The organism is Klebsiella sp. MBT K-1 (assembly GCF_002556465.1).
Taxonomy (GTDB): domain Bacteria; phylum Pseudomonadota; class Gammaproteobacteria; order Enterobacterales; family Enterobacteriaceae; genus Klebsiella; species Klebsiella grimontii.
In genome coordinates this window covers 225795-241521 of the sequence record NZ_PDEL01000009.1, presented here as the reverse complement: position 1 = coordinate 241521, position 15727 = coordinate 225795, and the positions used below count along the sequence as shown (strand labels likewise).

Here is a 15727-nt window from a genome sequence, read left to right as displayed (position 1 = left end):
AAGCCAGGGGCAGCGTATGGTCACCCTTTCGCGTCTTTTTATTCATCCCGTCAAATCAATGCGGGGAATTGGCCTGAGCCACGCTTATGCAGACATCAGCGGGCTGGCCTTCGATCGTATATTTATGGTGACGGAAACTGATGGCACCTTCATCACCGCCCGTCAGTTTCCGCAAATGGTCAAGTTTATTCCGGCGCCACTCCATGATGGTCTGCATCTGACCGCGCCGGACGGCAGCAGCGCGGTGGTCCGCTTCAGCGATTTCTCGACGCAGCAGGAGCCTACCGAAGTCTGGGGCAACCACTTTACCGCCCTGATTGCCCCGTCCGCGGTCAACCAGTGGCTAAGCGGGTTCTTTAACCGCAACGTTCAGCTCCGCTGGCTGGGGCCGCAGCTTAGCCGCAGGGTGCAACGCCACGATGCCGTTCCCCTCTCCTTCGCCGACGGTTTTCCCTATCTGCTGGCCAATGAGGCTTCACTACGCGATTTGCAAAAACGTTGTCCAGCCAGCGTAAGCATAGAACAGTTTCGCCCGAATCTTCTGGTAACTGGCGCAGCCGCCTGGGAGGAGGATACGTGGAAAGTGGTACGCATTGGCGAGGTCGTTTTTGATGTCGCTAAACCGTGCAGCCGCTGCGTATTGACCACCGTCAGCCCGGAGCGCGGGCAAAAGCATCCTGCCGGCGAGCCCTTAAGCACGCTACAGCGTTTCCGCACGGCGCTGGACAACGGCGATGTCGATTTCGGCCAGAATCTGATCGCGCGAAACAGCGGCGTAATCCGCGTTGGCGATGAGTTAGAAGTACTGGCCCGCGGCCCGGCGAAGGCCTACGGCGCAGGCGATAGTGACGATACGCCGGCACCTGAAGCGCAGCAGAACGCGACGGTGGAAATAGCGTGGCAGGGAGTGAGTTTTACCGGTAATAATCAGCAAATCCTGCTGGAGCAGCTGGAACAACAGGGAATTCGCATTCCTTACTCCTGTCGGGCAGGAATCTGCGGCAGCTGCCGCATCCGGCTGGAAGAAGGGGAAGTCAGCGCGCTGAAGAAAAACGCGGTAGCCGCCGATGGCACGATTCTGTGCTGTAGCTGCGTACCGAAAACCGCGGTGAGGCTGGCGCCTTAAACCGCCTGGCCCAGGCTGTAGCTGGCGACGCCTGGCGCTGGCTGCAGTCTGTCATTCATAATTTTAATCACGTCGCCCAGCTGCATCACGCGCCCGGCAAGCGTCAATCCGGGCTGCGCTAACAGGCATAGCGCGGCGTTTTCGCCGGGTTCAACCACCAGCAGATTGACCTGCTGGCCAGTATCGCTGAGCCATGCGCTGGCGGCATCGCCAACGCCGGGCTGCCAGCTTTCTTCATGAGTATTGAAGTGCCAGCTTTTCGGCATTTGCGGTTTGAGAAAACGAATGGCGACCAGCGCATTAAGTACTAATTCTGCGCGCTGTTCTTTTGTTAATTCGAGGTCGCGGCATTTTTCTTCAAATGAGAAATAGAGCGCAGCGTCATCAACGCAAAATCCGGAAGGCGCGAAGGCGTCGGGCGTCAACATCCGTCGGGCAAAACGCGACCTGAATAACATGCCATTGGCCAGATCGAGCATCATACGGTCATGCTCTTCATCGTAATACCAGCGCCAGTTATCGTCAGGTTTGATCCGCATTTCTACCCCCGTCCTCTTCCACTTCCATCTGTAATAAACAGGTAAACTGCTACAGAATATTTCCAAAATTAAGAAAAGACTAAAATGTTTAAATAAGCAACAATGAAGGAATATAAAACAACCAGGGCTATAAATAAAGCCCTGGTGAAGTATCAGAAGGGGAAAAGATTAGATATGGGTAACAATTTCTTTAATCAGCGGCGGACCTTTAAAAATAAATCCGGAATAAATCTGCACCAGCGTCGCTCCGGCGGCTATCTTTTCCCGGGCGGCAATCACCGAGTCAATACCGCCGACTCCGATAATGGGCAGACGGCCATTTAATTCCGCAGACAGCATACGGATAATTTCCGTACTCTTTAGCTGCAACGGACGTCCGCTAAGCCCACCGGTTTCATCACAATGTTTCATCCCCTGTACCAGCGATCGATCCAAAGTTGTATTGGTGGCAATCACGCCATCTATATTATGCCGGACTAAACTGTCCGCCACCTGGATCAATTCTTCGACGGAAAGATCCGGGGCGATCTTCACGGCCACAGGAACATATTTCTGATGCTTCTCTTGTAGCTCACGTTGCTTATTTTTAATACCAGAGAGCAAATCATCCAGTGCGTCTCCGTATTGTAAAGTACGCAAGCCTGGGGTATTCGGCGAAGAGATATTAATGGCGATATAGCCGGCATAAGCATAGATTTTTTCCATACAAATCAGATAATCATCTTTGCCTTGTTCTACCGGGGTATCTTTATTCTTGCCAATATTAATCCCCAGAATGCCGTCAAAATGCGCCTTTTTTACGTTCTCAACGAGGTTATCAACACCGTGGTTATTAAAGCCCATGCGGTTGATCAACCCTTCAGCATCGACCAGGCGGAAGATCCTTGGCTTATCGTTGCCTGGCTGCGGGCGTGGGGTCACGGTGCCAATTTCAATGGAACCAAAACCCATCGCGCCGAGCGCATCAATGCACTCGCCGTTTTTATCCAGCCCGGCGGCCAAGCCCAGCGGGTTCTTAAATGTGAGTCCCATACAGGTCACCGGTTTTGTCGGCACCTTCTGGCGAACCAACATTTCCAGTGGGGTACCCGAAACACGGCGTAATTGTTGAAAAGTGACTTCATGAGCGCGCTCAGGATCGAGCTGAAAAAGGGCTTTACGTACGAAGGGGTAGTACATGAACTCTCCTGGATTCCCGGTGTGCAAACCGGGGGCGTATTATGTGCGATCCACCCCGGAAAGGGAATTGACCTACGACAAAAAATCTTACCTCCGACGCAAACGTTTACTTTCGCCCCTTCCGTTATGCACTTTCTGACAATCCAACGCCGGATAAATCATTTAGGGAAATAAAAGCGCTCTGTCACACTGCAGCTAAATGTTATCAATTATAGATAAATGCGAATATTTAGTTATAAGGAGTGAGTATGCGAGTCATCACACTTGCGGGCAGCCCGCGTTACCCTTCCCGCTCCAGCGCGCTTCTGGAATACGCCAGAGAGACGCTCTCCGGGGCGGATATTGAAGTCTGCCACTGGCACCTGCAGAATTTTGCCCCGGAAGACCTGCTTTACGCTCGCTTTGATAACCCCGCCCTCCATGCGCTGAATGAACAGCTTGCCGGCGCCGATGGGCTGATCATCGCGACCCCCGTCTATAAAGCCTCTTTTTCCGGTGCGTTAAAGACGCTTCTGGACCTGCTGCCGGAACGCGCGCTGGAGGGAAAAATCGTTCTGCCGCTGGCTACCGGCGGAACCATCGCCCATATGCTAGCGGTGGATTACGCCTTAAAACCGGTACTCAACGCGCTGAAAGCCCAGGAGATCCTGCACGGCGTTTTTGCTGATGATAGTCAGGTCACGGATTATCAGCATAAACCGCAATTTACCCCGAATCTGCAGGGTCGCCTCGACCAGGCGCTGGAAACCTTCTGGCAAGCGCTGCATCGTCCCAGCAGCCGCGCGCCGGCGCTGAAAAATTTACAGCGGGTTGCGCATGTTTAAAAACCCGCGTTGATGCCCCTATCCAGGCAAAACGGTCAAGAATAAAGGAACACTTTATGGCGACGCTTTCGCAAAAATTCCTGATCCGCGTAGCCCCCTGGCTTTTGCCGGTCGGCAGCGTGATCGTCTGGCAATTCGCCTCCTCCGTCGGTTGGCTATCGACCCGTATTTTACCGTCGCCGGAAGGAGTGCTAAAAGCCTTCTGGACGCTCTCCGCCAGCGGCGAGCTCTGGCAGCATCTGGCTATCAGCTCATGGCGGGCGCTTATTGGTTTTAGCATCGGCGGTTCTATTGGCCTGGTTCTCGGGCTGATTAGCGGCCTGTCGCGCTGGGGCGAACGCCTGCTGGATACCTCCATTCAGATGCTGCGCAACGTGCCGCACCTCGCGCTGATTCCGCTGGTTATTTTATGGTTCGGCATCGATGAGAGCGCCAAAATCTTCCTCGTGGCGCTGGGAACCATGTTCCCGATTTATATCAACACCTGGCACGGTATTCGAAATATTGACCGGGGACTGGTCGAGATGGCCCGCAGCTACGGCTTATCGGGTTTTGCTCTCTTCCGCCACGTGATCCTGCCCGGCGCCCTGCCCTCCATTATGGTCGGCATCCGTTTTGCGCTCGGCCTGATGTGGTTAACGCTCATCGTGGCCGAAACCATCTCGGCTAACGCCGGTATCGGCTATCTGGCGATGAACGCCCGCGAATTTCTGCAGACCGATGTCGTGGTCGTCGCCATTATTCTTTACGCTATTCTCGGCAAACTGGCCGACTTCAGCGCCCAGCTGCTTGAACGCGTCTGGCTGCGCTGGAATCCGGCCTATCACCTTCAGGAGGCCAACGCATGACCACCGCGCGTCTTAATCCGGGGATCCCACTGCTGCTTAACGGCGTAAGCAAACGTTACGGCAGCAAGACGATTCTGAATGAACTCGATCTTCATATTCCCACCGGGCAATTCGTCGCGGTGGTCGGGCGCAGCGGCGGCGGTAAAAGCACCCTGCTGCGTCTGCTGGCCGGGCTGGAAAAACCCAATGCCGGACAGCTGCTGGCGGGTTCGACCCCGCTGGCGCAAATCCAGGACGATACCCGGATGATGTTTCAGGATTCCCGCCTGCTGCCGTGGAAAACGGTGATCGATAATGTCGGCCTCGGGCTGAAAGGCCAGTGGCGCGAGGCCGCGCTCAGGGCGCTGGCGAGCGTCGGCCTTGAAGACCGCGCCGGTGAATGGCCCGCAGCGCTTTCCGGCGGGCAAAAGCAGCGCGTGGCGCTGGCTCGCGCGATAATTCATCGCCCCGGATTATTACTGCTTGATGAACCGCTGGGCGCGCTGGACGCGCTCACTCGCCTCGAGATGCAGGATCTGATTGTCTCGCTGTGGCAGGAACATGGATTTACCGTCCTGCTGGTCACCCACGACGTCAGCGAGGCGGTGGCGATGGCCGATCGCGTTTTGCTGATTGAAGAGGGGAAGATAGGGCTGGATCTGCTGGTGGACATTCCACGTCCGCGGCGCACGGGTTCGGCGAAGCTGGGCGAACTGGAAGCGGAAGTTTTGAATCGGGTAATGCAGCGCGGCCAGAACGAGTCTGCGCCGCGCTTAGCCAGACACGGCTGAACCGCCGTCGTTTTTATAACATCCGGCCACAGCGCAGCTGCGCCATGGCCGGAAATCACATCACTGTTACGCCAGCGCTTTGCTGATTTTCTCGAACAGATCCCCGGAAAGATTCTCCAGACCTTTCAGCTGCTCCAGCGCCCCGCGCATCAGCGCCTGACGCTTCTCGTCGTAGCGCTTCAGGCGAATCAGCGGTTCAATGAGACGCGAAGCAACCTGCGGGTTGCGGCTGTTCAGTTCAGTCAGCATCTCGACCAGGAACTGATAACCGCTACCGTCTTCGGCGTGGAACGCCGCCGGGTTGCTGCCGGCAAAGGCGCCGATCAGGGAACGGACGCGGTTCGGGTTACCCATGCTGAACGAGCGATGATTCAACAGGCCGCGAACCGTCTCCAGGGCGTTATCCGCCGGGCTGGTGGACTGCAGGATAAACCATTTATCCATGACCAGACCGTCCTGGTGCCATTTGTCGTCATACTCCTGCATCAGCGCATCACGGCACGGCAGCTGGGCCGCTACGGCCGCCGTCAGCGCCGCCAGCGAGTCGGTCATATTGTCCGCTTGATGATACTGCGCGCTAACCAGTTTATCCGCCAGTCCGGCATCGCCAAACGCCAGGTAGCGCAGGCAGGTGTTACGCAGAGAACGCTTGCCGATATCGGCATGCTCAACGCGGTAGCTGTCGAGCTTATTGGCGTTGTAAACCGCCAGGAACTCGTCCGCCAGCTCTTTCGCCAGCGTGCGGGTCAGCGCTTCGCGCACCGCGGCGATGGCGATCGGATCGATAATCGCAAACAGCTCCGCCATTTCATTTGCCGAAGGCAGGGTCAGGATCTCCGCCGCCAGCGCCGGATCGATCTTCTCATCCAGCAGAATCGCACGGAACGCATCGGCTACGTGGATCGGCAGCGACAGCGGCTGCCCCTGCTGGTGACGGTTGACGTTGAGTTTGATATAGGTCGCCAGCAGGCTCTGCGCCGCGTCCCAGCGGGAGAAATCATTCCGCGCGTGGCGCATCAGGAAGGTCAGCTGCTGATCGCTCCATTTGTACTCCAGCTTCACCGGCGCGGAAAACTCGCAAAGCAGCGCCGGGACCGGCTGGAAGTAGACGTTGTCGAAAACAAAAGTCTGCTCCGCCTGGGTCACGTTCAGTACGTGATGCACCGGATGGCCGCCCTTCTGCAGAGGGATCACTTTGCCTTCGTTATCGTACAGCTCGATATCGAATGGGATATGCAGCGGCAGCTTCTCCGCCTGTTCTGACGTCGGCGGCGTGCGCTGGCTGATGGTCAGGGTGTACTGCTCCGTTTCCGGATTGTAGTCGTCATGGACGGTGACAATCGGCGTACCGGACTGGCTATACCAGCGGCGGAAATGGGACAAATCGACGTTGGAAGCGTCTTCCATCGCCTGGACAAAATCATCGCAGGTCGCGGCGCTACCGTCGTGGCGTTCAAAATAGAGCTGCATTCCTTTCTGGAAATTCTCTTCGCCCAGCAGGGTATGCAGCATGCGGATCACTTCCGCGCCCTTCTCATACACCGTCAGGGTGTAGAAGTTGTTCATTTCAATCACGCTGTCCGGGCGAATCGGATGCGCCATCGGGCTGGCGTCTTCGGCGAACTGCAGGCCGCGCATGGTACGTACGTTATTGATGCGGTTGACCGCGCGAGAGCCGAGATCGGAGCTGAACTCCTGATCGCGGAAAACGGTCAGGCCCTCTTTCAGGCTAAGCTGGAACCAGTCGCGGCAGGTGACGCGGTTGCCGGTCCAGTTATGGAAATATTCGTGACCAATGACGCGTTCGATATCCAGATAGTCTTTATCGGTCGCGGTATCGGTACGCGCCAGCACGTATTTGGAGTTAAAGACGTTAAGCCCTTTGTTCTCCATGGCGCCCATATTGAAGAAGTCGACGGCGACAATCATATAAATGTCGAGGTCGTACTCGAGACCAAAGCGGGTTTCGTCCCACTTCATTGAATTTTGCAGCGAGGTCATCGCCCATGGCGCGCGGTCAAGATTGCCGCGGTCAACGTACAGCTCCAGCGCGACTTCACGCCCCGAACGCGTTTTGAAGGTATCGCGCAGGACGTCGAAATCGCCGGCCACCAGCGCAAACAGGTAGCACGGTTTCGGGAACGGATCCTGCCACTGGATCCAGTGGCGGCCGTTTTCCAGCTCGCCCTGGGCCACGCGGTTACCGTTGGAGAGCAGGAACGGGTATTTTGCTTTATCGGCGATGATTCTGGTGGTGAAGCGCGCCAGAACGTCCGGGCGGTCCAGATACCAGGTAATATGGCGGAAGCCTTCCGCTTCGCACTGGGTACACAGCGCTTCGCCGGACTGATACAGTCCTTCCAGCGCGGTATTCGCCGCGGGGCTGATTTCGTTGACGATGGTCAGGGTGAAATGTTCCGGTAAACCGCTAATGACCAGTTGGTTATTTTCTTCCTTGTAGTCGCTCCACGGTTGGCCGTTAACCTGCAGAGAGACCAGCGTCAGGTCTTCGCCATCCAGACGCAATGGCACATCAGACGTAGCCGCCTGGCGGGAGACCTTGCTCTCAGCCGTCACTACGGTTTTCGCGGCATCCAGGTCAAAGGTCAAATCGATATCGCTAATCAGATACTCCGGCGCACGATAGTCGTGGCGGTATTTGGCTTGGGGCTGTTGTGTCATAAAAAACCTTTAGCGTGTCCTGTAAAGTGTCGACTCAGTCTATTCCTGTTGCGCAAATCTCGCTATGCAGAATCTTCATCTTTTCAATGCTAAACATGAAAATTGCTACATTTTGATAACACAAGAGGCACGAAATGCGCTCGACCAGGCGCAAAGCTTGTGGTGTGATGCGTGTTCAATATATTAAACTAGGCCTCGCAAATGACCGTCAGCGTCGCCATCAGCCGTCGCCGCGGGACAGAGTCGGGTATTACAGGTATACTCCGCCTCCTTTTTACCGCTTTGGTTTTGATGGAAACGCTCCAGTGAGAGGATGCTACTGCGCACCATGACCCAATTCACTTCTCCTGTACTGCACTCGTTGCTTGATACGGATGCCTATAAGCTGCACATGCAGCAGGCTGTCTTCCACCGCTACAATGATGTACAGGTTGCGGCGGAGTTCCGCTGCCGTGGGGATGATTTGCTCGGCATCTACGCCGATGCGATTCGCGAGCAGGTTGAGACGATGCGCGACCTGAGGCTACAGGACGATGAATATCACTGGTTGTCGAGCCTGCCCTTCTTTGCGCCAGACTATCTTGAGTGGCTACGCGGCTTCCGCTACGACCCGCGCCAGGTTACCGTCATTAATGACAACGGCAAGCTGAATATCCGCCTTTCCGGGCCCTGGCTTGAAGTCATTATGTGGGAAGTCCCGCTGCTGGCGGTGATAAGCGAGTTGGTGCATCACTATCGCTCGCCGGAAATCAGCGTCAATCTCGCGCTGGACACGCTCGAGCATAAGCTAACTGACTTTAACCGCCTCACGGCTGATATCGATATGTCGGGCTTCCGCCTGATGGATTTCGGTACCCGCCGCCGCTTCTCGCGCGAAGTGCAGCAGGCCATTGTTCAGCGTCTTCAGCAGGAACCCTGGTTCACCGGCACCAGCAATTACGATCTGGCGCGTCGTCTGAATCTGACGCCGATGGGAACCCAGGCGCACGAATGGTTCCAGGCGCATCAACAGATCAGCCCGAACCTGGCAAGCAGCCAGCGCGCGGCCCTCGCGGCCTGGCTGGAAGAGTATCCCGATCGGCTGGGGATTGCCCTGACCGACTGCATTACGATGGATGCTTTCCTGCGCGATTTCGGACCGGAATTCGCGACCCGTTATCAGGGACTGCGCCACGACTCCGGAGACCCGGTCGAATGGGGCGAGAAGGCTATCGCCCACTACAAAAAGCTGGGCATCGACCCACTGAGCAAAGTGCTGGTATTTTCCGATAATCTCGACCTGACAAAAGCGCTTGATCTCTATCGCCACTTCTCCTCGCGGGTGAATCTGAGCTTCGGTATCGGTACGCGTTTAACCTGCGATATTCCCCAGGTGAAGCCGCTGAATATTGTTATCAAGCTGGTGGAGTGCAACGGTAAGCCTGTCGCTAAACTTTCTGACAGCCCGGGTAAAACAATTTGCCACGACAAAGCGTTCGTCCGCGCTCTGCGCAAAGCCTTCGATCTGCCGCCGGTTAAAAAAGCCAGCTAGGTCATATAAAGACAAAATGCGTCCACCAAAACGGACGCATTTTTATTAGCCTCCACTTATCATCCCGAGACTTTATCAAGCGTTAAGAATCCCGTTCGCCCTGCATGGGATAATCACTATGAACGAATCCCTCTTAATATCAGGCTCTCCCGCAGCAAAGAAGGCGATCTCCTTATTTATTTCCTAAAAGCCCCCTTTCTTGTGCGAAATCTACTTGTCTGATGGAAGATGACAGGTAACATAGATATCCCCCTGCTGAAGGGGAATACAGATTTTTCTATTGGACTAACAAGAGAGACTATTATGAGCGTTGTGCCTGTAGCCGACGTACTCCAGGGCCGCGTTGCCGTTGACAGCGAAGTCACCGTGCGCGGATGGGTGCGTACCCGCCGAGATTCTAAAGCTGGCTTTTCTTTCCTCGCCGTCTATGACGGTTCCTGCTTTGATCCTGTACAGGCCGTTATTAGTAATTCTCTTCCCAATTACAATCAGGAAGTCCTGCGCCTGACTACCGGCTGCTCGGTCGTGGTAACCGGCAAAGTCGTGGCGTCTCAGGGACAGGGCCAGAGCTTTGAAATCCAGGCCAGCCATGTTGAAGTCAGCGGCTGGGTGGAAGATCCGGATACTTATCCGATGGCGGCTAAACGCCATAGCATTGAGTATCTGCGTGAAGTTGCCCACCTGCGTCCGCGCACCAACCTGATTGGCGCGGTGGCGCGCGTTCGCCATACGCTGGCGCAGGCGCTGCACCGTTTCTTCGACGAGCAGGGTTTCTTCTGGGTTTCTACTCCGCTGATTACCGCTTCCGACACTGAAGGCGCCGGCGAGATGTTCCGCGTTTCAACGCTGGATCTGGAAAACCTGCCGCGCAACGACCAGGGCAAAGTCGATTTCGATAAAGACTTCTTCGGCAAAGAGTCGTTCCTGACCGTTTCCGGCCAGCTGAACGGCGAAACCTATGCCTGCGCGCTGTCTAAAATCTACACCTTTGGCCCGACCTTCCGCGCGGAAAACTCCAACACCAGCCGCCATCTGGCGGAGTTCTGGATGCTGGAGCCGGAAGTCGCCTTTGCTAACCTGAACGATGTGGCAGGTCTGGCGGAAGCGATGCTGAAGTACGTTTTCAAAGCCGTTCTCGAAGAGCGCGCTGATGACATGCAGTTCTTTGCCGAACGGGTTGATAAAGACGCCATCGACCGCCTGCAGCGTTTCGTTTCCGCTGATTTTGCCCAGGTTGATTACACTGACGCGGTCACCATTCTGGAAAATTGCGGTAAGCAGTTCGAAAACCCGGTGTACTGGGGCGTGGATCTCTCCTCCGAGCACGAACGCTATCTGGCGGAAGAGCACTTTAAAGCGCCGGTTGTCGTGAAAAACTATCCGAAAGATATTAAGGCGTTCTATATGCGCCTTAACGAAGACGGTAAAACCGTCGCCGCTATGGACGTCCTGGCGCCGGGCATCGGTGAAATCATCGGCGGCTCCCAGCGTGAAGAACGCCTGGACGTGCTTGACGCGCGTATGGCGGAAATGGGCCTTAATAAAGAAGACTACTGGTGGTATCGCGACCTGCGCCGTTACGGCACCGTGCCGCACTCCGGTTTCGGTCTGGGCTTTGAACGTCTGATCGCTTACGTGACCGGCGTGCAGAACGTTCGTGACGTCATTCCGTTCCCGCGGACCCCGCGTAACGCGACATTCTGATTTTTTTCTGCAATTTTTGTCAAAGGCCAGCGCAAGCTGGCCTTTTTTTATGTCAATTTACGTTAACGAATATCAGGAAACTTAAACATCAACCGTCATGATTCACAATTATGTTACGCACTATTTCATTAGCGACCGCTAATTAAAACCGCACCTTTTGTTCATAAACTGGCAAACATGCTGATTATATTGCTCGTTTTTTAACCACACGCAGCACAACTTGCAACGACAAGATTTGAATAAAAATAAAGCAAAATGCAGATGCAAAATGCGCAAACCCTCTCTTATCTAAATTAATCATAATTAATTCATATAGATATATAAAGGAAGGTGATTTTGTCAGCAAATACGACCGGAATGTTGATTGAGTTCACAAAGTTCCCAAAAATACATATTTGGTTACATAGAATTTCCTTTTGTTACTCATATGAGATATTGGTAGCATTTTCAGGCTAGCGAAACGTTGTTCTGAATGGAAAGATGCCTCCAGACACCAAACTATCATCAATAGTTCCGTAAATTTTTATTGACGAAACTTATTGGCGGCAGTGGCAAGTGTTCATAAAAAAATATAAATGAGGGTAATAAATAATGATGAAGCGCAAAATTCTGGCAGCGGTAATTCCTGCCCTGCTGGTAGCCGGTGCAGCTAACGCTGCAGAAATCTATAACAAAAACGGCAACAAACTGGACTTCTACGGGAAAATGGTTGGCGAGCACGTTTGGACCACCAACGGCGACACCAGCAGCGATGATACCACTTACGCCCGTATCGGCCTGAAAGGCGAAACCCAGATCAACGATCAGCTGATCGGCTACGGTCAGTGGGAATACAACATGGATGCGTCCAATGTTGAAGGTAAACAGACCACCAAAACTCGTCTGGCTTTCGCAGGCTTAAAAGCCGGTGAATATGGTTCATTCGACTACGGTCGTAACTATGGCGCCATCTACGACGTCGAAGCGGCAACCGACATGCTGGTTGAATGGGGCGGCGACGGCTGGAGCTATACCGACAACTTCATGACCGCGCGTACCAACGGCGTTGCAACCTACCGTAACTCTGACTTCTTCGGTCTGGTTGACGGTCTGAGCTTCGCGCTGCAGTACCAGGGTAAAAACGACGCTTCTAGTCGTGATGTTAAGAAACAAAACGGCGACGGCTTCAGCACCGCGGCAACCTACGCGTTTGACAACGGCGTAGCGCTGTCCGCAGGCTATGCGAACTCCAACCGCAGCGGCGATCAGAAAGCTGACCGTCAGGGCGAAAAAGCTGAAGCATGGGCAACCTCCGCTAAATATGACGCGAACAACGTCTACGCTGCGGTCATGTACTCCCAGACCTACAACATGACGCCGGAAAACGAAGGCAACTACTTCGCTAACAAAACTCAGAACTTCGAAGCCGTCGTTCAGTATCAGTTCGACTTCGGCCTGCGTCCGTCCATCGGCTACGTACAGACTAAAGGTAAAGACCTGCGCTCTCGCGCTGGCTTCTCCGGCGGCGATGCTGACCTGGTTAAATATGTCGAAGTGGGTACCTGGTACTACTTCAACAAAAACATGAACGTCTACGCTGCGTATAAATTCAACCAGCTGGACGACAACGATTACACCAAAGCCGCTGGCGTTGCGACCGACGACCAGGCCGCAGTGGGTATCGTTTACCAGTTCTAATCTGCAGTACACCCCTTCGTGATATGCCTAAAAAGCAGGACTTCGGTCCTGCTTTTCTGCTTTCCTGAGAGGAAGATCGTAACTTTCAAAAACCTTCTCGCTTTTTGTCGCAAACGGTTGGCAATTAACATAACTCCCGTTAACCTGATAGCGGATTTCCCTTCAGTAATCACAATGGAACCTCGTCATGTTTGAGAACATTACCGCCGCCCCTGCCGACCCAATTCTGGGCCTGGCCGATCTGTTTCGTGCCGATGACCGCCCAACAAAAATTAATCTTGGAATTGGTGTTTATAAAGATGAAACGGGTAAAACACCGGTCCTGACTAGCGTGAAAAAAGCAGAGCAGTATCTGCTGGAAAATGAAACCACCAAGAACTACCTGAGCATTGATGGTATCCCCGAATTTGGTCGCTGCACCCAGGAGCTTCTGTTTGGGAAAGGAAGCGCAATTATCAATGATAAACGCGCTCGCACCGCCCAAACGCCGGGCGGTACAGGCGGCCTGCGCGTCGCCGCCGATTTCCTGGCGAAGAACACCGATGCAAAACGTATTTGGGTGAGCAACCCTTCCTGGCCGAACCATAAAAGCGTATTTAATTCAGCCGGCCTGGAAGTTCGCGAATATACCTATTACGACGCCGCTAACCACAAACTCGACTTCGACGGTCTGCTGGCCAGCCTGAACGAAGCCCAGGCCGGCGACGTGGTGCTGTTCCACGGCTGCTGCCACAACCCTACCGGTATCGATCCGACGCTTGAGCAGTGGCAACAGCTGGCGCAGCTGTCGGTAGAGAAAGGCTGGCTGCCGCTGTTTGACTTCGCCTATCAGGGCTTTGCCCGCGGTCTGGAAGAAGACGCGGAAGGCCTGCGCGCTTTCGCTGCGCTGCATAAAGAGCTGCTGGTTTCCAGCTCCTACTCGAAGAACTTTGGCCTGTACAACGAACGCGTAGGCGCCTGTACGCTGGTTGCCGCGGACCAGGAAACGGTAGACCGCGCGTTCAGCCAGATGAAGTCCGTCATTCGCGCTAACTACTCTAACCCACCGGCTCACGGCGCCTCGGTAGTGGCGACGATTCTCAGCAATGACGCGCTGCGCGCTATCTGGGAACAAGAGTTGACCGACATGCGTCAACGCATCCAGCGTATGCGCCTGCTGTTCGTGAATACCCTGCAGGAAAAAGGCGCCAGCCGCGATTTCTCTTTCATCATTCAGCAAAACGGGATGTTCTCGTTCAGCGGTCTGACCAAAGAGCAGGTATTGCGTCTGCGTGAAGAGTTCGGGATTTACGCGGTGGCGTCCGGACGTATAAACGTCGCTGGTATGACGCCTGACAACATGGCGCCGCTATGCGAAGCGATTGTCGCCGTGCTGTAACCTCAAGCTCAGGACAAACAAAAGGCCGCATTTGCGGCCTTTTTTACATTCTGGCTCCGGTCACCAGACCGGCATTTCATCCTGCAGGAAAGGGTTATGCAGACGCTCATAGCCAAGCGTCGACATAGGGCCATGGCCAGGAATAAACGACACGTCATCGCCCAGCGGCAATAGTTTGCGTTTAATCGCATCGATCAGTTGATTATGGTCGCCGCGAGGGAAGTCGCTACGCCCTACTCCGCCTTTAAAAATCACATCGCCGGAAATCAGCAGTCGGCAAGCCGGATCAAAGAAGACTACGTGCCCCGGCGTATGGCCAGGACAGTGCAGCACCTGCAGGGAAATATTCCCCACGCTAACCGCATCGCCTTCGTTCAGCCAGCGATCGGGCTGCAGCGGCTGACAGTCTTCAAGACCAAACATCCGGCTCTGCGCCGGCAATCCTTCCAGCCAGAACTCATCTTCTTTTTCCGGACCAATAATCGGCACGCCATAATGCTGCGCCAGCTCCGCCGCCGCGCCAACATGATCGAGATGACCGTGCGTGAGCAGAATCTGCATCAGGCTAACGCCTGCCGCCGCGACTTCCTGTTTGATTCGCTCAGCGTCACCGCCGGGATCGACCAGCGCCGCCAGTTTGGTTTGTTCACACCAGATTAAAGAACAGTTCTGCGCGAACGCGGTAACCGGAATAATACGATAGTTCATGAGGCTCCTTTCGTTACCAGTGCCGTACCGGCCCGGTATCAATATGCACAAAGTTGCTACGTGGGTAGTATCCTACACCACCTGTGCGCATAGATAACGCCGCTTTGCGAACATTGCTTAACGAAATGCCTTCAATATGGAAATCCATCGCCTGGCCTTTAGTGTGGTAGCTGTGTTTCGCCACCCCTCGGCTGCGGGCGCGAAGCTCATTATTGGTATCAACAGAACGATAACCGGAAATAAGCTGGACAGGCTTGTTGGTGCCAAGTAATCCCTGCAAACGATAGAGTTGATCGAACAAACCGGGATCGATGGATTTAATCTTATTCGCGCGATAGTCGCGGAAAAAATGATTAAGTCTTGCTAATTCATCCTGAATATAGCCTCTGCCATCGAAAAACTCCGCCTTGAGTGATTCACCAGTATGCAGGTTGTTCAGCGTCAAAATACGCGGTCGGGGGGTCGAGAGGGTGGCAAATGCCGGCGCAGGCAGAATGGCAGCAGCACCGAGCGCGGCTCCACCTAACGCCAGCAGTTTGCGGCGATTAGCGTCAAATTTGTCCATGATAATCAGGTCTACAGGTAAATGAATCGTAATATACTTTTCCCGCAATCCGCCCGTTAGCCGCCAGCGCGCGCTCGCTCCCCTAAGGCTAATCAATATCAGCTATGGAGAATGGGCTGCTTACCGCCACAACGCCTTTGCAGGATTATATGTATATGCACTTCTGGCGCACGAAAGGCACCTTACCGGGCATTAT

Annotated in this window: 13 protein-coding genes; 8 read left to right on the top strand and 5 right to left on the bottom strand. The window is 54.4% G+C overall.

The genetic code is table 11. The features are described from left to right. Positions 1-16 precede the first annotated feature (16 nt). Positions 17-1126, top strand: coding sequence for a YcbX family protein (locus CMQ96_RS15755; RefSeq protein WP_024360059.1), 1110 nt, complete (start codon positions 17-19; stop codon positions 1124-1126). Here the strand turns inward: CMQ96_RS15755 and zapC are convergent. Together zapC and pyrD are read right to left on the bottom strand one after the other, a co-directional pair. Continuing rightward, positions 1123-1665, bottom strand: a complete 543-nt coding sequence (gene zapC, locus CMQ96_RS15750) for a cell division protein ZapC (RefSeq protein WP_004130998.1) — start codon at positions 1663-1665, stop codon at positions 1123-1125. The genes CMQ96_RS15755 and zapC overlap by 4 nt on opposite strands. 168 nt (positions 1666-1833) lie before the next feature. Continuing rightward, positions 1834-2844 (bottom strand): quinone-dependent dihydroorotate dehydrogenase, encoded by a 1011-nt coding sequence (gene pyrD, locus CMQ96_RS15745; protein WP_004130996.1) that lies wholly within the window; start codon positions 2842-2844, stop codon positions 1834-1836. A 248-nt stretch (positions 2845-3092) separates the two neighbouring features. On the opposite strand from pyrD, the gene ssuE reads away from it, so the two are divergent. The 3 genes from ssuE to ssuB are packed head-to-tail and all read left to right on the top strand — an operon-like array spanning position 3093 to position 5286. Then, positions 3093-3668, top strand: coding sequence for an NADPH-dependent FMN reductase (gene ssuE, locus CMQ96_RS15740; protein ID WP_098067005.1), 576 nt, complete (start codon positions 3093-3095; stop codon positions 3666-3668). A gap of 56 nt (positions 3669-3724) precedes the next feature. Then, positions 3725-4516 (top strand): aliphatic sulfonate ABC transporter permease SsuC, encoded by a 792-nt coding sequence (ssuC, locus tag CMQ96_RS15735; protein ID WP_004130990.1) that lies wholly within the window; start codon positions 3725-3727, stop codon positions 4514-4516. After that, the gene (ssuB, locus tag CMQ96_RS15730; RefSeq protein WP_098067004.1) at positions 4513-5286 is read left to right on the top strand and encodes an aliphatic sulfonates ABC transporter ATP-binding protein; all 774 of its coding nucleotides are present in this window, start codon (positions 4513-4515) and stop codon (positions 5284-5286) included. Before ssuC ends, ssuB begins: the two co-directional genes overlap by 4 nt. Before the next feature lie 66 nt (positions 5287-5352). Here the strand turns inward: ssuB and pepN are convergent, their stop codons facing one another. Further along, positions 5353-7968, bottom strand: coding sequence for an aminopeptidase N (pepN, locus tag CMQ96_RS15725; protein WP_098067003.1), 2616 nt, complete (start codon positions 7966-7968; stop codon positions 5353-5355). 328 nt (positions 7969-8296) lie between these two features. Here pepN and pncB point away from each other — a divergent pair, with 328 nt between their 5' ends. The 4 genes from pncB (at position 8297) to CMQ96_RS15705 (ending at position 14258) form a co-directional block, all read left to right on the top strand. Continuing rightward, the gene (gene pncB, locus CMQ96_RS15720; protein WP_004871590.1) at positions 8297-9499 is read left to right on the top strand and encodes a nicotinate phosphoribosyltransferase; all 1203 of its coding nucleotides are present in this window, start codon (positions 8297-8299) and stop codon (positions 9497-9499) included. A gap of 303 nt (positions 9500-9802) precedes the next feature. Then, positions 9803-11203 carry an asparagine--tRNA ligase gene (gene asnS / locus CMQ96_RS15715; RefSeq protein ID WP_004130975.1) on the top strand — a complete coding sequence of 467 codons (1401 nt, stop codon included), beginning with the start codon at positions 9803-9805 and terminating at the stop codon, positions 11201-11203. 591 nt (positions 11204-11794) lie between these two features. Beyond that, positions 11795-12880 carry a porin gene (locus tag CMQ96_RS15710; RefSeq protein WP_064342411.1) on the top strand — a complete coding sequence of 362 codons (1086 nt, stop codon included), beginning with the start codon at positions 11795-11797 and terminating at the stop codon, positions 12878-12880. 187 nt (positions 12881-13067) lie between these two features. Further along, positions 13068-14258, top strand: a complete 1191-nt coding sequence (locus CMQ96_RS15705) for an amino acid aminotransferase (protein WP_004137615.1) — start codon at positions 13068-13070, stop codon at positions 14256-14258. A gap of 60 nt (positions 14259-14318) precedes the next feature. On the opposite strand, the gene CMQ96_RS15700 is transcribed toward CMQ96_RS15705, so the two are convergent. Together CMQ96_RS15700 and CMQ96_RS15695 are read right to left on the bottom strand one after the other, a co-directional pair. Beyond that, a complete protein-coding gene (locus CMQ96_RS15700) occupies positions 14319-14966 on the bottom strand; it encodes an MBL fold metallo-hydrolase (protein WP_004871622.1) in 648 nt (215 codons plus the stop codon). A 13-nt stretch (positions 14967-14979) separates the two neighbouring features. Beyond that, a complete protein-coding gene (locus CMQ96_RS15695; RefSeq protein WP_004130967.1) occupies positions 14980-15531 on the bottom strand; it encodes a YcbK family protein in 552 nt (183 codons plus the stop codon). Positions 15532-15727 lie beyond the last annotated feature (196 nt).